Source organism: Friedmanniella luteola (genome assembly GCF_900105065.1).
GTDB lineage: Bacteria > Actinomycetota > Actinomycetes > Propionibacteriales > Propionibacteriaceae > Microlunatus > Microlunatus luteolus.
The window spans coordinates 1,306,589-1,326,140 of sequence record NZ_LT629749.1; the positions used below are offsets into that span (position 1 = coordinate 1,306,589).

The 19,552-nt window shown below is 73.2% G+C and carries 15 protein-coding genes and 1 pseudogene; 13 read left to right on the forward strand and 3 right to left on the reverse strand.

Translation table 11 applies throughout. From position 1 onward, the window contains the following. Nucleotides 1-4 precede the first annotated feature (4 nt). The 7 genes from BLT72_RS06190 (at nt 5) to BLT72_RS06220 (ending at nt 8,487) form a co-directional block, all read left to right on the forward strand. Nucleotides 5-706 (forward strand): GntR family transcriptional regulator, encoded by a 702-nt coding sequence (locus BLT72_RS06190; protein ID WP_091411146.1) that lies wholly within the window; start codon nt 5-7, stop codon nt 704-706. A 183-nt stretch (nt 707-889) separates the two neighbouring features. Then, nucleotides 890-2,596, forward strand: coding sequence for an ABC transporter substrate-binding protein (locus BLT72_RS06195; RefSeq protein WP_091411148.1), 1,707 nt, complete (start codon nt 890-892; stop codon nt 2,594-2,596). 3 nt (nt 2,597-2,599) lie between these two features. Then, entirely contained in the window at nt 2,600-3,532 is a 933-nt protein-coding gene (locus tag BLT72_RS06200) for an ABC transporter permease (protein ID WP_091411150.1), read from the forward strand. After that, nucleotides 3,529-4,473, forward strand: a complete 945-nt coding sequence (locus tag BLT72_RS06205; RefSeq protein ID WP_091411152.1) for an ABC transporter permease — start codon at nt 3,529-3,531, stop codon at nt 4,471-4,473. The genes BLT72_RS06200 and BLT72_RS06205 overlap by 4 nt, the downstream gene beginning before the upstream one ends. Then, nucleotides 4,470-6,533 carry an ABC transporter ATP-binding protein gene (locus BLT72_RS06210; protein ID WP_091411154.1) on the forward strand — a complete coding sequence of 688 codons (2,064 nt, stop codon included), beginning with the start codon at nt 4,470-4,472 and terminating at the stop codon, nt 6,531-6,533. The genes BLT72_RS06205 and BLT72_RS06210 overlap by 4 nt, the downstream gene beginning before the upstream one ends. Further along, a complete protein-coding gene (locus BLT72_RS06215) occupies nt 6,530-7,477 on the forward strand; it encodes an acetamidase/formamidase family protein (RefSeq protein ID WP_091411156.1) in 948 nt (315 codons plus the stop codon). Before BLT72_RS06210 ends, BLT72_RS06215 begins: the two co-directional genes overlap by 4 nt. Then, complete coding sequence (locus tag BLT72_RS06220; RefSeq protein ID WP_091411158.1) at nt 7,474-8,487, forward strand: alpha/beta fold hydrolase; 1,014 nt, start codon at nt 7,474-7,476, stop codon at nt 8,485-8,487. The genes BLT72_RS06215 and BLT72_RS06220 overlap by 4 nt, the downstream gene beginning before the upstream one ends. A gap of 6 nt (nt 8,488-8,493) precedes the next feature. Here the strand turns inward: BLT72_RS06220 and BLT72_RS06225 are convergent, their stop codons facing one another. Next, nucleotides 8,494-10,062 (reverse strand): glucoamylase family protein, encoded by a 1,569-nt coding sequence (locus tag BLT72_RS06225; RefSeq protein ID WP_091411161.1) that lies wholly within the window; start codon nt 10,060-10,062, stop codon nt 8,494-8,496. Between the two features lie 287 nt (nt 10,063-10,349). On the opposite strand from BLT72_RS06225, the gene rpsO reads away from it, so the two are divergent. The 5 genes from rpsO (at nt 10,350) to BLT72_RS06250 (ending at nt 15,967) form a co-directional block, all read left to right on the forward strand. Beyond that, a complete protein-coding gene (gene rpsO / locus BLT72_RS06230; RefSeq protein WP_091411163.1) occupies nt 10,350-10,619 on the forward strand; it encodes a 30S ribosomal protein S15 in 270 nt (89 codons plus the stop codon). Nucleotides 10,620-10,978: 359 nt separating this feature from the next. Then, nucleotides 10,979-13,174, forward strand: coding sequence for a polyribonucleotide nucleotidyltransferase (locus tag BLT72_RS06235; RefSeq protein WP_091411165.1), 2,196 nt, complete (start codon nt 10,979-10,981; stop codon nt 13,172-13,174). A 65-nt stretch (nt 13,175-13,239) separates the two neighbouring features. Continuing rightward, a complete protein-coding gene (locus tag BLT72_RS06240; RefSeq protein WP_197677211.1) occupies nt 13,240-14,487 on the forward strand; it encodes a M16 family metallopeptidase in 1,248 nt (415 codons plus the stop codon). A 23-nt stretch (nt 14,488-14,510) separates the two neighbouring features. Next, nucleotides 14,511-15,251, forward strand: a complete 741-nt coding sequence (gene dapB / locus BLT72_RS06245) for a 4-hydroxy-tetrahydrodipicolinate reductase (protein ID WP_091411168.1) — start codon at nt 14,511-14,513, stop codon at nt 15,249-15,251. Beyond that, nucleotides 15,251-15,967, forward strand: coding sequence for an LmeA family phospholipid-binding protein (locus tag BLT72_RS06250; protein WP_091411170.1), 717 nt, complete (start codon nt 15,251-15,253; stop codon nt 15,965-15,967). The genes dapB and BLT72_RS06250 overlap by 1 nt, the downstream gene beginning before the upstream one ends. 75 nt (nt 15,968-16,042) lie before the next feature. Here the strand turns inward: BLT72_RS06250 and BLT72_RS06255 are convergent, their stop codons facing one another. Next, nucleotides 16,043-16,594: a GNAT family N-acetyltransferase gene (locus BLT72_RS06255; RefSeq protein WP_091411173.1), complete on the reverse strand. Its 552-nt coding sequence runs from the start codon at nt 16,592-16,594 to the stop codon at nt 16,043-16,045. Between the two features lie 175 nt (nt 16,595-16,769). On the opposite strand from BLT72_RS06255, the pseudogene BLT72_RS06260 reads away from it, so the two are divergent. Next, a pseudogene (locus BLT72_RS06260) lies at nt 16,770-18,456 on the forward strand (ribonuclease J). A gap of 65 nt (nt 18,457-18,521) precedes the next feature. Here the strand turns inward: BLT72_RS06260 and BLT72_RS06265 are convergent. Continuing rightward, nucleotides 18,522-19,418 carry a hypothetical protein gene (locus tag BLT72_RS06265; RefSeq protein ID WP_091411176.1) on the reverse strand — a complete coding sequence of 299 codons (897 nt, stop codon included), beginning with the start codon at nt 19,416-19,418 and terminating at the stop codon, nt 18,522-18,524. Between the last annotated feature and the right edge of the window lie 134 nt (nt 19,419-19,552).

Here is a 19,552-nt window from a genome sequence, read left to right on the forward strand (position 1 = left end):
AGCGATGGCCACCCCGCTCCCGGCACCCCTGACCGTGGGTGCGGCGCACCCGCCGCTGCGCGAGGTCGTCGCCGCCGCACTCCGGCGGCTGATCCTCGACGGCACGCTCGCGCCCGGGGAGCGCCTGGTCGAGGACCGGCTCGCCGAGCTGCTCGGGGTGTCCCGCAACCCGGTGCGGGAGGCGATGCGCGCGCTCGAGGCCGAGGGGTTCATCGACGTCCCCGCCCGCCGGGGGGCCTTCGTGGCGACCCTGTCGGAGCGGCAGGCCGCCGACCTCTTCGCGGTGCGGCTGGCCCTCGAGCCGCTGGGCGCCCGGCTGGCCGCCCAGAACGTCACCCCCGAGCCGGTCGCGCGGATGCGGTCGCTGCTGGCGCAGGCCCAGGCCTCCTCCGAGAGCCGTGACCTGGACGCGCTGTCCGACCTGCACAGCGAGCTCCACTCGGTGATCTTCGAGATGACCGACAACGCCTACCTCACCGCGATCGCCATCCCGATGGTCAAGCGCGGCCAGTGGCTGCTCCGGCAGAGCTCACCGCTCCGCGACCCGGAGGCCTGGTCGCAGCACCACGGGCTGATCGCGGCGATCGCCGCCGGCGACGCGGACCTCGCCGAGGCCGAGGCCCGCCACCACGTGCTCAGCGTCCGTCACCAGCTGATGGCCCCCGCGCACCAGCTCGCGCCGGCGGGTCGAGCCGCCTCGGTCTGACCGCGAGGGACGCGACTCGCGGGCGCACCGGGCCCTGTCGGTATACGAAGAGGCGAGTCGCGGCAGGTTCTGACTGCGCGTTACGTCAGCGCAACCTCACCGTGACGGGTCCTTCGTATACAAGAGACAGACTCGGGGTCGACCCGGCTCCCACCGTCGGGTCCACGCCGACGAAGGAGCCCCATGTCGCCCGCCCCGTCCCTCGCGTCGTCCCCCGGCGTCCTGGCCGCGTCGCCCGCCACCGCCTTCACCCGCCGCCGCGCGCTCGGCTGGGGCGGTGGGCTGGCCGCCGGCGCCGCCCTCACCCCCTGGCTGGCCGGCTGCTCGTCCGGCAGCGAGGACCCGGCCCCGGGGGCCTCGGCCGCCGGGCAGGCCGGCGGCTCGCTGACCGTCGGCATCAACGCCACCCCCGACACCCTCGACCCGGGAGCCACCGGGCTGGCCCTGACGCTGCTGATCTCGATGGCCCTCTTCGACCCGCTGGTCTGGTGGCTGCCCACCGAGGGCGAGGACGAGGGCACCTTCGTGCCCGGGCTGGCCACCAGCTACGAGGTGTCCGACGACGCCTCGACCTACACGTTCAAGCTGCGCGAGGACGTGACCTTCCACGACGGCACGAAGTTCGACGCCGAGGCCGTCAAGGCGACCTACGACCACGTCGTCGACCCCGCCACCAAGTCGAAGAGCGGTCTCGGTGCCCTCGGCCCCTACGAGGGCACCAAGATCATCGACCCGTACACCGTGGAGATCAGCTTCTCCGCTCCCAACGCCGGTTTCCTGCACCAGCAGGCGGCCGGCAACTTCGGCATCGCGTCCCCGACCGCGCTGGAGAAGTACGGGGCGACCGGGTTCGGCAACAACCCCGTGGGCAGCGGCCCCTTCAAGTTCGAGAGCTACGCGACCGGGGACCGGTTGAACCTGGTCAAGAACCCCGACTACCGCTGGGGACCCGCTGAGCTGGGTGCCACCGGTCCCGCCTCCCTCGACGAGCTGGTGTTCCGGATCGTCGCCGACGACAGCGGACGGTACAACGCCCTGCAGTCCGGCCAGCTGCAGATCGCCATGAACCTGCCGCCGAACAGCATCGCGGCCGCCGCGAAGGCGCAGAAGTACACCCAGATGACGATCCCCGCGATCGGCACCCCGATCGGCATGCCGATCAACGTGACGAAGTCGCCCACGGACGACCCGCTGGTGCGGCAGGCGATCATGGTCGCGGTGGACCAGCAGAAGCTGGTGGAGAGCGTCCAGTTCGGCGTCAACACCGCCGCCCACAACGTCTTGACCCCGATCACCCCGGGCTACAGCGAGGCGGCCAGCGCGCTCTACACCTACGACCCGGCCAGAGCCGCCGAGCTGCTGGACCAGGCGGGCTGGACGCCCGGCCCGGACGGTGTCCGGACCAAGAACGGGGAGCCGCTGCACCTCGAGATCATCCTGTACGCCGGCGGAGGGATGGAGCTGCCCGCGCAGTACGTGGTCTCCCAGCTGAGCGCCGTGGGCTTCACCGCCACCACCGCCGTCCAGCCCTTCACGACCGCTCAGGTCTCGTTCAACGGCGGCGAGCACAACCTCGGGGCCTTCGGCTACTACGGCGCGGACCCGTACCTGTTGAACATCTGGGTCAACTCCGCGGCGATCAAGTCGGGCTTCAACTGGTCGCACTACGCCGAGCCCGCCGTCGACGCGGCCATCGAGAAGGCGAACGCCACCGCCGACGACGCCACCCGCAACGCGCGGTACCAGGCGGTGGGCGAGACGCTGATGAAGGACGCGATCTACCTGCCGCTGTGGGACACCAACGGGCAGTTCACGACGGCGTCGTCGGTGGCGGGGCTGCACCCGACCTTCAACGGCTACATCACCTTCCACGGCGCGACGGTCGCCTGAGCCGTGGCCTTCGTCCTGCGGCGCTTCGTGGCCGTCCTCCCCGTGGTCCTCGGCATCACCCTCGTGGCCTTCCTGCTGATCCACGCGATCCCCGGTGACCCGGCCGCGACGATCCTCTTCGGCTCGAACGCCGGTCCGGAGCAGATCGCCCAGCTGCGCAGCCAGCTCGGTCTGGACCGGCCGCTGCTGACCCAGTACCTCGACTTCCTCGGCCAGCTGCTGCACGGTGACCTCGGGACCTCCTACCTGACCTCCAACTCCGTCGCCCACGAGCTGCTCTCGCGGGCGCCGAGCACCCTGCTGCTGACCGGGGCGGCGATCGCCGTCGCGGTCGGCGTCGGGGTGCCGCTGGGGCTGGCGGCCGGGGCCCGCCCCGGGTCGGTGGTCGACCAGCTCGCGCGGGGCGTCTCGTTCCTCGGCGTGGCCATCCCGTACTTCTTCCTCGCGCTGGTGCTGGTGCTGCTGCTCAGCGTCCGGCTGGACTGGCTGCCGGCGATCGACGACGGCACCCCGCGGGGGCTGATCCTGCCGGCGGTCTCGCTCGGCTGGGGCTACGCCGCCATCCTCACCCGGCTGGTCCGCGGCCGGATCATCGAGGAGTACCGCAGCGAGTACGTCCGCTCGGCCCGCGCGCGGGGGTGCAGCGAGTGGCGGGTGCTGCTGGGGCACGCCCTGCGCAACTCCTCGATCCCGGCGATCACGACCATCGGGCTGCAGTTCGGCAACATCCTCACCGGCGCCGCGATCACCGAGGTGATCTTCGGACGGGCCGGGCTGGGCAGCTTCCTGGCGTCCTCGATCACCAGCAAGAACATCCCGGTGGTGCAGGGCGCCGTGGTGCTGATCGGGATCGCCTACGTGCTGATCAACCTCGTCGTCGACCTGCTGGTGGGTGCGGTCGACCCCCGGACCCGGCTGGCGGGGAGTGCGGCATGACCGTCCCGGTGCTCGCCCCCGTCCAGACGTCGTCACGGCTGCGGCGGGTGTCCCAGGTCGCGGCCCTGGTCACCCTGGTCCTGTTCGTGCTGCTGCTCGTCGCCCCGGGCGCGCTGGCCCACACCCCGCCGAACACGACCACGGACGCCTTCCTGGCCCCGCCCAGCGGGGACCACTGGTTCGGCACCGACCAGCTCGGCCGCGACGTCCTCAGCCGCACCGTCTTCGGAGCCCGCCCGGTCCTGCTGGCCAGCCTGCTCGGGGTGCTGGTGGCCATGGCCGCCGGCGTCGCGGTGGGGATCGTGGCCGGGACGGCGCCGCGCTGGCTGAACGCCGTGCTGATGCGCGCCGTCGACGTGCTGCTCGCCCTGCCCGTGCTGCTGATCGCCCTCATCCTGATCGCGACGGCCGGCTCGGGCATCCGGAGCATCGTCGCGGCGATCGCGGTGGCGTTCGCCCCGGGGTTCGCCCGGGTCGTGGAGGCGTCGGTCCGCAAGCTGCGGACGGCGGAGTACGTCGAGGCGTCGCAGGTCTTCGGCTCGACCGGGCTGCGGACGGCCGTCCGGCACCTGCTGCCCAACCTGATGACCGAGGTGGTGGTGCTCGGCAGCAGCGCCGTCGGCTGGGCCGTGCTGACCGCCACCACGCTCAGCTTCCTCGGGCTGGGCGTCGAGCTGCCCGCCCCCGACTGGGGCAGCGACCTCGCGGCCGGCGCCACCAGCCTCTCGACCGCCTGGTGGCTCTCCAGCTTCCCCGGGCTGGCCATCACGCTCACGATCCTGCTCGCCAACTTCAGCGGCGACTACCTGATGGGGGCCCTCGACCCCCGCGAGGGTGTCCGGCTGCGGCAGGGCGTGCGCACCTTCCTGGGCAACCGGGCGCCGCGGGTCGTGCCGCCGGCGACCGCGACGGCCACCACGACGAACGGAGCAGCACGATGAGCCTGCTGGAGGTCCGCGGGCTGCGGACCGAGATCGCCACCCGGACGGGTCGGGTCCGCCCCGTCGACGACGTCTCCTTCTCCCTCGAGGCCGGTGAGACCCTGGGCCTGGTGGGGGAGTCCGGCTCGGGCAAGACCATGACCGGCATGTCGCTGATCCGGCTGCTGCCCCCGGGCGGCGCGGTCGTCGGCGGGTCGGTCCGCTTCGACGGCGTCGAGCTCACCGAGCTGGACGACGCGGGGATCCGGCGGCTGCGGGGCAACGAGATCGCCATGGTGTCGCAGGACCCGATGACCTCCCTGAACCCCACCCGGACCATCGGCAGCCAGCTGCGCGAGGCCTACCGGATCCACACCGGCGCCTCCCGCCCGGCCGCGGACGCGCGGGCGGTCGAGGTGCTCCACCTGGTCGGCATGCCGCGACCGCGCGAGCGCCTGGGGGCCTACCCGCACCAGCTCTCCGGCGGCATGCGGCAGCGGGTGATGATCGCCCTCGGGCTCGTCTGCGAGCCCAAGCTGCTGATCGCGGACGAGCCGACCACGGCGCTCGACGTGTCCATCCAGGCGCAGATCCTCGAGCTGCTCGACGACCTCAAGGCCCGGCTGTCGATGGCGGTGCTGCTGGTCACCCACGACCTCGGTGTGATCGCCGGGCACGCGGACCGGGTGGCGGTGATGTACGGCGGCCGGGTGGTCGAGGAGGCGACCACCCCGGCGCTCTTCGGCGACGCGCGGCACCGGTACAGCGAGGCGCTGTTCGAGTCGATGCCCACCCTCGACCTCGACCCCGAGGCCGACCTCGCCACCATCCCCGGCATCCCGCCGCGTCTGGTGGGGCTCGGTCCGGGCTGCCGGTTCGCGCCGCGGTGCCGCTTCGCGCAGGACGACTGCCGGACCCTCGACCCGGTGCTGGACGAGGTGGCTCCCGGGCACGCCCACGCCTGCTTCCACCCGCGGGAGGGCGGTGCCGCCGAGCCGACTGGCCGGACGCTGCGGCAGCGCCCCGAGCGGCCCGACCGGGAGCGGGCGGCCCCGGTGGCGGAGCTGTTCGAGGTGCACAAGCGCTTCGCGCTCAGGTCGGACCGGCTCTTCGGGCCCGCCCGGAGGGTGCACGCCGTCTCGGGGGTCAGCCTGGTGGTGAACGCCGGGGAGACCCTGGGGATCGTGGGGGAGTCCGGCTGCGGCAAGACCACCATCGGGCGGATGCTGGTCGGCCTCGAGGGGCCGACCGAGGGTGCGGTGTCCTTCGAGGGCCGCACGTTCACGGGGATGTCCAAGCGCGAGTTCCGGGAGCGTCGGCGCGACGTCCAGATGATGTTCCAGGACTCCGCCGCGGCCCTCGACCCGCGGATGACGGTCGAGGCGCTGGTCGCCGAGCCGATGGCCGCACAGGGCGTCGGCAGCCGGGCCGAGCGTCGTGCGGTGGTGGCGGAGCTGCTGGAGGCGGTCGGCCTGGGCGCGGACTCCGGGGCGCGCTACGCCCACGAGTTCTCCGGCGGCCAGCGGCAGCGGATCGCGATGGCCCGGGCCCTGGCCCTGCGGCCACGGATCATCGTCGCCGACGAGCCCGTCTCGGCCCTCGACGTGTCCGTGCAGGCGCAGATCCTCAACCTGATGCGCTCCCTCCAGGACCGCTACGGGCTCACCTACGTCGTCATCTCCCACGACCTCTCGCTGCTCAAGTACCTGGCCGACCGGATCGGGGTGATGTACCTCGGCAAGCTGGTCGAGCTGGGCACCAGCGAGGAGGTCTACCGTGCCCCGCGGCACCCCTACACGGCCGGCCTGATCGCCTCCATCCCCGTCCCCGACCCCGCGCGGGAGCGGCGGACCGCCTCAGCACCACTCGGCGGGGAGCTGCCCTCAGCCGTCGACCCGCCCAGCGGCTGCCGCTTCCGCACCCGGTGCCCCCGGGCCACCGAGGTGTGCGCCGTGCAGACCCCGCCGCTCGCCCCGGCCGACGACCTGCACGCGGTGGCCTGCCACCATCCCCTCACCGGGTCCGACCCGGTCGCCCCCGAGCTCGAGCTCGAGCCCGCGCAGAGAACAGGACCTGCATGACCACCAGCCTCGACCCGACCGCCTCGGCCGTCCGGCTCGACCCCAGCGCCGACACCACCGCCGACGTCTTCTCCGCCGCCCACGCGCCCGTGCTGACGGTGGACGCCGGCACCCGGCTCACCGTGCGCTCGCTCGACGCGTCCGGCTACCTGGCCCCGCAGGAGCACCCGGGCCAGGAGCAGCCGAAGCTGCACCCCGACGGCCGCGGGCACTGCCTCACGGGCCCGATCGCCGTGCGCGGGGCCCGGCCCGGCCAGATGCTCGCCCTCCACCTGCACGCGCTGCGCCCCGACCCGTGGGGCTGGACGGTCGCCGCGGCCCTCGACACCCCGGTCAGCCGACGGCTCGGCCTGGCGGACGGGCCGCCGGCCTGGCTGCTGTGGGCCCTCGACGCCGACGCGGGGACCGGTCGCGAGACCCGCGGCTTCGTCCGCGACCTCGCCCCGTTCCTCGGGGTGATGGGGGTGGCGCCCGCCGAGCCGGGGGAGCACTCGACCATCCCGCCGCGGGCGGGCAGCGGGGGCAACATCGACTGCAAGGAGCTCGTCGCCGGCTCGACGCTGTACCTGCCCGTCGCGGTGCCCGAGGCGCTGCTCTACCTCGGCGACGGCCACGCCGCGCAGGGCGACGGCGAGGTGGGCGGCACGGCGGTCGAGTGCCCGATGACCACCGAGCTGACCGTCGAGCTGGTGGACGACCGCCCCCTCCCCGGCGTGCACGCCGAGACCCCGGCCGGGCTCGTCACCTTCGGCTTCGACGCCGACCTCAACGTCGCCACCGGCGACGCCCTCGACGCGATGGTGCTCTGGATGGCCGGGCGCTACGCGGTCGACAAGGCGACGGCGCTGGCGCTGGCCAGCACCGTCGTCGACCTGCGGGTCACCCAGGTCGCCAACCAGACGTGGGGCGTGCACGCCGTCCTGCCCACGGGCAGCCTGCGGTGAGCTGGCCGGTCAGTGGCGGACGGTTCGCGCTGGGCGACCTGCCGGTCGAGCTCGGCGGCACGATCCGCGGTGCGGAGCTGGCCTGGCAGGCGCACGGGACGCTGAACGCCGCTCGGGACAACGTCATCGTCTACCCGTGCAGCTACGGCGCCGACCACGACGACCTCGCCTGGTTGATCGGACCCGACGGCGTCCTGGACCCGCACCGCTGGTTCGTCGTGGTGCCGGACATGTTCTCCAACGGTCTCTCGTCCTCGGCGGCCGACGACCCGGCGTTCCCGGCCGTCGTGACGCTGGCCGACAACGTGCGGGCGCAGCACCGGCTGCTCACCGAGCACCTCGGCGTCACCGGGGTGGCCTGCGCCTACGGCTTCTCCATGGGTGCCGGCCAGGCCTACCACTGGGCTGCGCTGTACCCGGAGCTGGTGCGGCGCGCGGTGGTGGTCTGCGGGAGCGCTCGCACCGCCGTGCACAACCAGGTGTTCCTGTCGGGGCTGCTGCGGGTGCTCGAGGCGGCGCCCGAGCACCTCGGCGGTGGCCGCTTCTCCGCCCAGCCCGCGGCGGCGGTCAAGGCCTTCGCGCACGTCTACGCCGGCTGGGGGCTGAGCCAGGACTTCTACCGGGCCGGGCTGCACGAGACCGTGCTGGGGGCCCCGGACCTCGACACCTACCTGCGCACGGACTGGGAGGACTCCTTCGCCACCTCCCGGGCCGCGAACCTCTACGCGCAGGCCCGGACCTGGGCCGAGGCCGACATCAGCCGCGGCGACTCCTCCGGCGGCGACCTGCCCGCGGCGCTGGCGTCGATCCAGGCGTCGGTGCTGCTCCTGCCGGGTGAGACCGACCTCTACTTCCGGGTCGCGGACAGCGAGGCCGAGCTGGCGCACCTGCGCGACGGCGCGCTGCACCCCATCCCCAGCATCTGGGGGCACCGTGCGGGCAACCCGCGGACGAACCCGGAGGACCTCGCCTTCCTCCGGCGTGAGGTGCGCGCCTGGCTGGAGCGCTGACCCCGCTCAGCGCTCGACCAGCCCGGCCCCGAACCGCTCCGGGGCGATCAGCGGCCGGACGGTCCGCTCGACCGCGCCGCGGCTGAAGGCCCGCCGGACGACGTCGTGGCCGGCGACGTTCCCGATCGCGCCCAGCACCATGGCCTGGTCGAGGGAGAGGTAGCGCCGGGCCACGGTGCCCGAGCCGACGGCCACGGCGTCGTAGAAGCCGCCGTCGCCGTAGACGTCGAGCTCGCGCTCCATCTTCTGCAGGTTCGCGAGAGCCTGACGGGGCTCGTGCTGCATCGCCAGGAAGGACGCGTGCGGCGTGACCACGCCGTCGCCGTAGTCCGGGGTCGGGTTCGTCGCGGGTCGGGTGGTGCCGAAGCCGACGTCGGCGTTCGTCCTCTCGACGTCGGAGAAGTAGCCGTCGGGGTTCATCCCGATCGCGTCGACGCCGTACTCCCGGTACCCGCCACCGGGCTGGCTGGCGGGGGAGAAGCCCCAGTAGCCGTAGCCGGCCTCCTCGAGACCGTGCTCGCGGTGCGCGCGCACGGTCAGCGGGTGGTTGACGCCCCAGGAGCGGGGCGCCCAGCGCGCCTCGGGCACGAACACGTCGGGCATCAGCGCCTCGAACATCGAGCCGCCCCAGCCGGGCACGACCCGCAGACCGCGGTAGGTGTAGGCGCCCTCGAACACGTCGAGGCCGCGGTAGCGCCGGGTGCGGCCGACGGGCCGCTGCTCCTGCCAGTCGCGGTCCAGCGGCAGCACCCGCCAGGTCGCGTAGTAGTGCTCGGGCGGCACCTGCCCGCGGGCGATGGCGATGTAGGAGGCGATCCGGGTCTCCGAGACCGTGGTGTCGTAGTAGTTGGGCGTGAACCAGACGGGGTGCTCGGTCCCCGGCAGGGTGCCGGGCACCGAGGCGCCGGCCGGCTCGGCGTCCCAGAAGCCGCCGCGGAGCAGACCTGACCCCAGGTCGCCGTGGTCGGCGGGCCGGGGGTCGTAGAACGCCCCGAAGTCCATCCGGCGGAGCAGCCGGCCCGCCTGCGCCGCCACCGCCGGCTCGGCGCGGCGCACCACCATCAGCCCCGCCGCCAGCCAGCCGTTGTCCACGCTGGAGAGGAACGGGTCGACGCGGTTGCCGTCGGTGGGCCAGCGGGTCAGCACCTCACCGGTCGCCTCGTCGTACCAGTTGTAGAACATCCCGCTGGGCGCGTGGTGGCGCAGGCCCGCCAGGCTCTCGAGCGTCTGCGCGATCCGGTGCACGCCCTCCGGCCGCCCGACCAGGCCCAGCTCGAGCGCGACGACGGTGCTCCACAGGTAGCCGCCGATGTTGGTGGGCGAGGTGTAGCCGCTGCGGAGCGGGTCGGTCACCGGGCCCTCGATGTTGTCGGCGGTGAGGCCGGTGCCCTCGTCGGTCATCGCGACCATCGAGCGCCAGGTGTCGCCGGCCCACCGCCGCAGCGGGTAGCCCGGTCGGGGCCGGGAGCGGGCGGTCGCCGGCGGCGGGGTGACGACCCCGCCGCCGGCGAGGGCAGCGGTGCCCGTGGCGGCGAGGCCCCCGGCCAGCAGGTGGCGGCGCGACAGCATGGTCATGGTGAACTCCCTCGTCCTCCCGGTGCCGGCCCGGCCGGCCTGACGTCGCCGAGGCTAGCGGAGCGGTCTGACACCGCGGCGGGCTGATCCGGGCCGCCGGCGGCGCGGCACGGGCGGGCCGGCCCGCGCCCCGAGCGCGGGAGGATTCGTGCGCCCCGGGCGGTCCTGGTAAGTTTGGCCACGCCGTTTGATCGGCCGCGGACCACCAAGAGCTCCCCCTCACACCGAGTGAACCCCGGACGACGGGACCCGGGAGCGCCGCGCAACGGGAAACCGAAGGAGAGAACGTGGCTTTTGACGCTGCCATCAAGAAGCAGACCATCGACGAGTTCGCCACCCACGAAGGTGACACGGGTTCTCCCGAGGTGCAGGTCGCGGTCCTCACCCGGCGCATCGCGCACCTGACCGAGCACCTGAAGGAGCACAAGCACGACCACCACAGCCGTCGTGGCCTGATGCTCCTGGTCGGCCAGCGCCGCCGTCTGCTCAACTACGTGGCCAAGACCGACATCAACCGCTACCGGACGCTCATCGAGCGGCTCGGCCTGCGTCGCTGACGTGAGCGGAGCGGTCCTCCGCGCCCCCCGGGGCGGGCAGGGCCGCTCCCCTGCAGCACGGTCAGCACCGCACCACCACAACTGAACAGTCCGACATCACCCGCTGAATCGCATCCCGCACGCACTCGACGCGGAGAGCTTCGGTCCTCGGTAGTGGTCTTCGGGTCCGCCGGCCCCGTGCCGGCGCGCAGGTCGTCACCTGCCCGACCCGCGGACCTCGATCGAAGACCGGCCTCCCACTGCTCCGGGGGAGCAGGGCCTCGTGGCACGAGGCCGTCGAGCAGCCGCCGTCAGGCGACAGGTGTGCGGGACGATCCACACCTCCGGTGGGCCCAGGGCCTGCCACAGAAAGGAATCCCGTGGAGGGACCTGAACTGCACGTCACCGAGGCCGTCATCGACAACGGCGCCCTCGGCAAGCACGTCGTCCGTTTCGAGTCGGGCCTGCTGGCCCGTCAGGCCGCCGGTTCGGCCGCCGTCTACCTCGACGACGACACCATGCTCCTCGCGGCCACCACGGCCCAGAGCAAGCCGCGCGACGCCATCGACTTCTTCCCGCTGACCGTGGACGTCGAGGAGCGGATGTACGCCGCCGGGCGCATCCCCGGCTCGTTCTTCCGCCGCGAGGGCCGCCCGTCCGAGGGCGCCATCCTCACCTGCCGGCTGATCGACCGCCCGCTGCGCCCCTGCTTCGTCAAGGGCCTGCGCAACGAGGTCCAGGTCGTCGTCACCGTCATGGCGCTGAACCCGAACAAGACCTACGACGTCGTCGCCATCAACGCGGCCTCGATGTCCACCCAGCTGGCCGGCCTGCCGTTCACCGGCCCGATCGGCGGCGTCCGCGTCGCGCTGATCGGTGACCAGTGGGTCGGCTTCCCCGACGTCGACCAGCTCGGGGAGTCCACCTTCGACATGGTCGTGGCCGGCCGCGTGCTCGCCGACGGCGACGTCGCGATCATGATGGTCGAGGCCGAGTCGACGGCGCAGACCTGGGACCTGGTCCGCAGCGGGAAGACCGCGCCGACCGAGGAGGTCGTCGCCTCCGGTCTCGAGGCCGCGAAGCCGTTCATCAAGGCCCTGTGCGACGCGCAGGCCGAGCTGGCGACGCACTTCCCCAAGACCACGGCGGAGTTCCCGATCTTCGCGGACTACCAGGACGACGTCTTCGCCGCCGTCTCCGAGACCGCGTCGGCCGAGCTGTCGCAGGTCATGTCGATCGCGGACAAGCAGGAGCGCGAGCAGGCCACCGACGCGCTCAAGGCGAAGCTCGTCGGCCAGCTCTCCGAGCAGTTCGCGGGTCGCGAGAAGGAGATCTCCGGTGCGTTCCGGGCGCTCACCAAGAAGCTCGTCCGGCAGAAGATCCTCACCGACCAGGTGCGCATCGACGGCCGTGGGCTGAGCGACATCCGGACCCTGTCCGCCGAGGTCGACGTGATCCCCCGCGTGCACGGCTCGGCGCTGTTCCAGCGTGGCGAGACCCAGATCCTCGGCGTCACCACGCTGAACATGCTGGGCATGGAGCAGAAGCTCGACACGCTGGCGCCCGAGACCACCAAGCGCTACATGCACAACTACAACTTCCCGCCCTACTCCACCGGTGAGACCGGTCGGGTCGGGTCGCCGAAGCGGCGCGAGATCGGCCACGGAGCGCTCGCCGAGCGCGCCCTGCTGCCCGTGCTGCCGACGCGCGAGGAGTTCCCCTACGCCATCCGCCAGGTCTCCGAGGCGCTCGGGTCCAACGGGTCCACCTCGATGGGCTCGGTCTGCGCGTCCACCCTCGGCCTGCTGAACGCCGGGGTGCCGCTGCGCGCTCCCGTCGCCGGCATCGCCATGGGCCTGGTCTCCGACACCGTCGACGGCGAGACGCGCTACGTCGCGCTGACCGACATCCTCGGGGCCGAGGACGCCATGGGCGACATGGACTTCAAGGTCGCCGGCACGCGGGACTTCATCACCGCCCTGCAGCTCGACACCAAGCTCGACGGCATCCCGGCCTCGGTCCTCGCCTCGGCGCTGAACCAGGCCAAGGACGCCCGGAACTCGATCCTCGACGTCATGAACGAGGCCATCGACGGACCGGACGAGATGAGCCTGTTCGCGCCGCGGATCATCACGATCCACATCCCCGTCGACAAGATCGGTGAGGTCATCGGCCCGAAGGGCAAGGTGATCAACCAGATCCAGGACGACACCGGTGCGCAGATCTCGATCGAGGACGACGGCACGATCTACGTCGGTGCGGACTCGGGCGACAAGGCCGAGGCGGCGCGGGCGCTGATCAACGCCATCGCCAACCCGACCATGCCGGAGAAGGGCGAGCGGTACCTCGGCACCGTCGTCAAGATCACGGCCTTCGGCGCCTTCGTGTCGCTGCTGCCCGGCAAGGACGGCCTGCTGCACATCAGCAAGCTGCGCCCGCTGGCCGGTGGCGCGCGCGTCGACAACGTCGAGGACGTCGTCAGCGTCGGCCAGAAGATCCAGGTCGAGATCAACGAGATCGACGACCGGGGCAAGCTGTCGCTGGTCCCCGTCGTCGAGGAAGAGGCGTCGGTCTGAGCCCCTCGGCCTCAGCTGCCGCCTCGCGGCGTCCCGCACGGCGTCACCCCTTCGTGGGTGGCGCCGTGCGGCGTACCACCCTGCCGAACGGGCTGCAGGTGGTCACCGAGCACATGCCCGCCAGCCGGACCTTCTCGGTCGGGGTCTTCGCCGGGGTCGGCTCCCGGCACGAGACCCCCGCCCTGCACGGGGCGTCCCACTTCCTCGAGCACGTGCTCTTCAAGGGCACCGCGCGGCGCAGCGCCGAGGAGATCTCCGCGGCCGTCGAGGCGGTCGGTGGTGAGCTGAACGCCTACACCACCAAGGAGTACACCTGCTTCTACGCCCGGGTGCTCCAGGGCGATGCGGCGCTGGCCGTCGACGTGCTCACCGACATGATCACGGCGTCCACGATCACCGGCAGCGACCTGGACGCGGAGCGCGCGGTCATCCAGGACGAGATCGCGATGCACGCCGACGACCCGGGCGAGGTGGTCCAGGAGGTCGTCGCGGGCCACGTGTTCGCCGGCTCCGGCCTCGGCCGCACGGTCATCGGCTCGCCCGGGTCCATCGCGGACCTCACCCGCGACCAGGTGGTCCGCCACTGGCGCCGGCACTACGGCCCGTCCTCGCTGGTCGTGGCCGCCGCGGGCCACGTCGACCACGACCGGCTCGTGGAGCAGCTCGCGTCGCTGGACGCCCGCCCGCACGGGCCCGCCCGGCGCCCGCCGAAGGCCACCGCCGTCAACAGCCGTGGTGGCCTGGTCACCGCCGAACGCCGGGTGGAGCAGGTCAGCGCGGTGCTGGGCTACCCCAGCCCCGGCCTGTTCGACGACGCCCGCTACGCGCTGGGGCTGCTCTCGCTCGTGCTGGGCGGTGGGATGTCCTCCCGGCTGTTCGTGGAGGTGCGCGAGCGCCGCGGGCTCACCTACGGCATCGACGCGGGGGAGACCACCTACTCCGACGCCGGGCTGTGGAGCGTCGACTGGCAGTGCGCGCCGAACAAGCTGGCACCGATCGTCGACCTCGTCCGGGCGACGCTGGCCGAGGTCGCCGAGCACGGCGTCACCGAGGCGGAGCTCGCGCGCGCCCAGGGCCAGATGCGCGGCCAGACGGTGCTGTCCTACGAGAGCCCGTCCAGCCGGATGAGCAGGCTCGGCGGCAACACGGTGCTGGGGGACCAGCGGGACCTCGCCGAGGTGCTGGACCGCTTCGACGCGGTCGACGCCGGCCAGGTGCAGGCCGCGGCCGCCACCCTGTTCAGCCAGCAGCCGGTGCTGGGGCTGGTCGGTCCCCGGGTGCCCGCGAAGGTCCTGCGAGACTGGTCCTCCTGACAGCACGAGGCGAGGAGCACCCGGTGATCAAGGTGGCCGTGTTCGGCGCCCGCGGGAAGATGGGCGCCGAGGTCTGCCGCGCGGTCGAGGCCGCCGACGACCTCGAGCTGGTCGCCGCGGTCGACGCCGGCGAGGACCGGGCCCCCGCCGGGGCCGCGGACGTCGTCGTCGACTTCACCCACCCCGACGCGGTCATGGACAACCTCGGCTGGTGCGTGGAGCACGGCGTGCACGCCGTCGTCGGCACCACGGGGTTCGACGAGGCCCGGCTGGCGCAGCTGCGCGCCCTGCTCGCCGGCCGGCCCGGGGTCGGGGTCCTGGTCGCCGCCAACTTCTCCATCGGAGCCGTGCTGATGATGCGGTTCGCCGAGCAGGCCGCGGCCTTCTACGAGAGCGTCGAGATCGTCGAGCTGCACCACCCGGGCAAGGCCGACGCCCCGTCCGGGACCGCGACCACCACCGCCCGCCGGGTCGCCGCGGCGCGCGCCGCCGCCGACCTGCCCGCCCCGCCCGACGCCACCGTCCAGGAGCTGCCCGGCGCCCGCGGCGCCGACGTCGACGGCATCGCGGTGCACAGCGTCCGGCTGCGGGGCCTGGTGGCGCACCAGGAGGTGCTGCTGGGGTCGGAGGGCGAGACGCTGACCCTGCGGCACGACTCCCTGGACCGCGTCTCCTTCATGCCGGGGGTGCTGGCCGGGGTCCGGGCCGTCGGCGACCGGCCGGGCCTGACCGTCGGCATCGAGCCCGTCCTCGGGCTCACCTGATGGCGGCCCGCCGCCGCTCGCGGGTCACCGGGCTCGTCGTCCTCCTCGTGGTGGTGGCGCTGCTGGCGCTGGGGCTGTTCTTCGCCGACCGCTACGCCGAGCAGCGGGCCGAGCGCGAGGCCGCCGGCCAGCTGCAGGCGCAGCTCGGGACGGCGACCCCGCCCGCCGTCGACGTCGAGGGCTGGCCCTTCCTCACCCAGGCCGTCGGCCAGCGGCTGCCGCGGGTGCACGTCGTCGCCGACGACCTGGGGGCCGACGGGAGCACCACGGTGCCCGTGCAGCACGCCGACCTCGTCCTGACCGACGTCACCACCCCCGACTGGTACCGCACGCTGGAGGCCTCCCGGGTCGAGGGGACCGCACGCCTGGACTACGGCGCGCTGAGCGGCCTGGCCGGCGCGCCGCTCACGGCGGCGGGCGGCGGCCGCGTGCGGCTGGAGCGCAAGACCTCCGTCTTCGGCGCCGACGTCACCGCGACCGTGACCGGGCTGCCGCAGCTCGACGTGGACGCGCAGACGCTCACGCTGACCGACCCGACGGTCGACCTCGCCGGGGTCACCCTGCCGCAGTCCGCCTCCGACGCGCTGCTGCGCGCGGTCGTGCAACCCATCCCGGTGACCGGGCTGCCGCTGGGACTGACGGTGACCTCCATCGCGGCCGGCGACGACGCCGTCGACGTCGGACTGCTCGGCCGGGACGTCGAGCTGCGGCGCTGACCATCGCCGCTCCGGCTCCCTGAGCCTGTCGAAGGGCCGCCCCCGTCCCCGCTCCCTGAGCCTGTCGAAGGGCCCCTAACCGAGGTCGGTGTGCAGCCGGACCTGGCGCAGCCGCAGCTCGACGTCGTCGGAGCCGATCTCGCGGCTGCTGCCGTCGGCGGCCCAGCCGGCCGACGTGAGGAAGCGCCGCAGGGCGTCGTCGGTGGTGGCGACCCACCAGCGGGCCCGCGTGAAGCCGTCGGCCCGCAGGGTGTCGGCGCAGGCGTTGAGGAGCCGGGACCCGTGGCCGCGGTGCCGGGCCGGGGGGTCGACGGCGAACTCCTGGACCTCGCCGTCGGCGACCGGGTCGGCGTCGGGGTCCTGGGCCGGCACGGTGGTGGCGAAGCCGACCACGCGGGACTCCTCGACCGCCACCAGCACCCGGAACCGGGCCTGCGGCGGGCGGCTGATCGCCTGCTCCCAGGCGGCGCTCATCTCGGTGGCCGTGACCCCGGCCAGCACGTCGGACGCGACGTCGGGCGGCAGCTCGGCCGCCCAGACGCGGCGCTGGAGGTCGGCGATGGCGACGGCCTCCGCCGGCCAGGCCAACCGGACGGAGTCGGCCACCGGGGCCGGGGGGACGCTCATCCCGGCGATGCTAGCCGAGCCGGGCCACGACCCGGATCGACCGCGGCGGGCGGTGCCGCGCGGCAGGTCGCGCCGAGCAGGGTCGTGCGCCCGCACCCCGTCGGGCCGGACCCCGGGCCCGCCCGGGCGGGTGGAAGGCCAGGACCGCCGCCACTCCCCTGTAACGTGGTCCGACGTGGCAGCCAGCAGCTTGAAGAACCCGCCCACCCTCCAGGGCAACGCCGTGCGCGTCATCCCGCTCGGGGGCCTGGGCGACATCGGCCGGAACATGACCGCCCTGGAGTACAAGGGCCAGCTGCTCCTCATCGACTGCGGCGTGCTGTTCCCCGAGGAGAACCACCCGGGCGTCGACCTCATCCTCCCGGGCTTCGGCGTGATCGAGGACCGCCTGGACGACGTGGTGGGGGTCGTGCTGACCCACGGCCACGAGGACCACATCGGCGGCGTGCCCTACCTGCTACGACAGCGCACCGACATCCCGCTGATCGGCTCCAAGCTGACGCTGGCCCTGGTCAGCGAGAAGTTCCGCGAGCACCAGATCCGCGGCGTGGTCAAGCGCGAGGTCACCGACCTCGAGCGGATCACCGTCGGGCACTTCGACCTCGAGTTCATCGCCGTCAACCACTCCATCCCCGACGCGCTCGCCGTGGCCGTCCGGACACCCGCCGGCCTCATCCTGCACACCGGCGACTTCAAGATGGACCAGCTGCCGCTGGACGACCGGATCACCGACGTCCGCTCGCTGGCCCGGCTGGGGGAGGAGGGCGTCGACCTGTTCCTCGTCGACTCCACCAACGCCGAGGTGCCCGGCTTCACCACCCCCGAGCGTGACATCGCGCCGGCGCTGGAGCGGGTGTTCAGCCGCAGCAAGCAGCGCGTCATCGTCGCCTGCTTCGCCTCGCACGTGCACCGCGTCCAGCAGGTGATGGACGCGGGCCGCCGAGCACGGCCGCAAGGTCGTCTACGTCGGCCGGTCGATGGTCCGCAACATGGGCGTCGCCCGCGACCTGGGCTACCTCAAGGTGCCGGCCAACACGCTGATCGAGATGCGCGACATCGACAAGCACCGGCCCCAGGACGTCGTCATCATCTCCACCGGCTCCCAGGGCGAGCCCCTGTCGGCCCTGTCCCGGATGGCCAATCGGGAGCACCAGGTGATCTCGCTGAAGCCGGGCGACACGGTGGTGCTGGCCAGCTCGATGATCCCGGGCAACGAGAACGCCATCTACCGCGTGATCAACGGCCTGACCAAGCTGGGCGCCAAGGTGGTGCACAAGGGCAACGCCATGGTGCACGTCTCCGGTCACGCCAGCGCCGGTGAGCTGCTGTTCTGCTACAACATCGTCCGGCCCAAGAACGTCATGCCGGTGCACGGCGAGAGCCGCCACCTGATCGCCAACGCCGACCTCGCCGTCGCCACCGGCGTGCCGCGCGAGCACACGATCATCGCCGAGGACGGCTCGGTCGTGGACCTGCAGAACGGCCGGGCGCGGATCGTCGGCAAGGTCGACGCCAGCTACATCTTCGTGGACGGCTCGACGGTCGGGAACATCACCGAGTCGGCGCTCACGGACCGCCGGATCCTCGGCGAGGAGGGCTTCATCTCGATCGTCACGGTGGTCAACACCCACACGTCGACGATCATCAGCGGGCCCGACATCCACGCCCGCGGCTTCGTCGAGGGCGAGCACGTCTTCGACAGCCTCCGGCCGCTGGTCATCGAGGTGCTGGAGAACGCCCTCCGCGAGGGCATCGACGACCCCTACCGCCTGCAGCAGGCCGTCCGCCGGCGGACGGGCAAGTGGGTCAACGACACCCACCGCCGTCGTCCGATGATCATCCCGGTGGTCATCCAAGCCTGAGCTCCCGCACGACGAGCGCTGTGCCGCACGTGCAGCAGGACGTGCGGGACGGAGTTCGCCGTGCGTCAGCGAGCGTTGCGGCGGAAGGCCCGGCCGAGCCGCTCCACCAGCAGGTCGGGCCGGAGCAGGTCGGCCCAGATCCACCGGACCACCTGCCAGCCCCGGTCCCGGAGCGCGTCCTCGCGGCGCTTCTCCTCCCAGACGACGTCCTCCGGGGTCTGCCCGGGACGCAGCAGGCGGCCGTACTTCACCCGCCCGTCGAACTCCCCCAGAGTGCGGTGCTCCGGCCAGGCGAAGTCGCTCCGGCCGACCAGCCGGCCACGGTCGTCGAACACCTGGTGCTGCAGGTCGGTCGGCGGCAGGCCGCACTGGTGCAGGACGACGCGGCTGGCCGACTCACCGGCGCTCTCGCTGCGGGCGTCCATCAGCCGTACCGCGCGGCGGGCGGCGAAGACCCCGGGGCGCCCCTGCGCCTCGTCCAGGGCGGTGGCCAGCTCGCCGGACGTGAGGCCCTTCCTGAGGGCGGCATCGCCAGCCGCGACGGACTGCTGCAGCGGCAGGCTGCGCGCCAGGTCGACCACCGTGCGGGCCAGAGCGGTCACCGCTAGGTCGTCCACCTGGACGACGTCCGCAGGCCCCAGCGGGGTGACGTGGAGATGGAGGTGGCCCTCGCGCCGGCCGGTCCCGCTGGTGCGGGTCACGTGAACCAGCCTGAGCGGGTCGCCCCAGACCGGCAGCCCGTGCACCACGGCGGCCGAGAGGTGGCTGACGACGCCGGCACCGGGGAGCGGGAGGGTGGCCCCGACCAGTTGACGGTGCCGGAGGGCGGCGTCCTCGGACACCTCGTCGGGGTCCAGGTAGGAGCCCCGCCGGAGGCGGACGAGCTCGCCGCGGCGGGCCGACTGGGCGAGCTCGTTGTGGCTGTACCCCTCAGCGAGGAGGTCGGCGGTGGTGCGTGGCATGGGACGACGTCACCACGGGCGGCCTCCCCGCGGCCAGCCCTTCGGCGACATCTGTGGACAGCGGGCCACCCCGCACGCTGGACTCCTGACCGCACGCCCTGCAGGACGTGCGCGAGGGAGTTCGACGTGCGGGA

Bases quoted from the DNA above. Each gene is read 5' to 3' on its own strand.
- BLT72_RS06205 (WP_091411152.1), top strand. From the start codon at position 3,529: ATGACCGTCCCGGTGCTCGCCCCCGTCCAGACGTCGTCACGGCTGCGG.
- BLT72_RS06190 (WP_091411146.1), top strand. From the start codon at position 5: ATGGCCACCCCGCTCCCGGCACCCCTGACCGTGGGTGCGGCGCACCCG.
- BLT72_RS06210 (WP_091411154.1), top strand. From the start codon at position 4,470: ATGAGCCTGCTGGAGGTCCGCGGGCTGCGGACCGAGATCGCCACCCGG.
- BLT72_RS06215 (WP_091411156.1), top strand. From the start codon at position 6,530: ATGACCACCAGCCTCGACCCGACCGCCTCGGCCGTCCGGCTCGACCCC.
- BLT72_RS06225 (WP_091411161.1), bottom strand. From the start codon at position 10,062: ATGACCATGCTGTCGCGCCGCCACCTGCTGGCCGGGGGCCTCGCCGCC.
- BLT72_RS06250 (WP_091411170.1), top strand. From the start codon at position 15,251: ATGGCGGCCCGCCGCCGCTCGCGGGTCACCGGGCTCGTCGTCCTCCTC.
- BLT72_RS06195 (WP_091411148.1), top strand. From the start codon at position 890: ATGTCGCCCGCCCCGTCCCTCGCGTCGTCCCCCGGCGTCCTGGCCGCG.
- BLT72_RS06265 (WP_091411176.1), bottom strand. From the start codon at position 19,418: ATGCCACGCACCACCGCCGACCTCCTCGCTGAGGGGTACAGCCACAAC.
- BLT72_RS06255 (WP_091411173.1), bottom strand. From the start codon at position 16,594: ATGAGCGTCCCCCCGGCCCCGGTGGCCGACTCCGTCCGGTTGGCCTGG.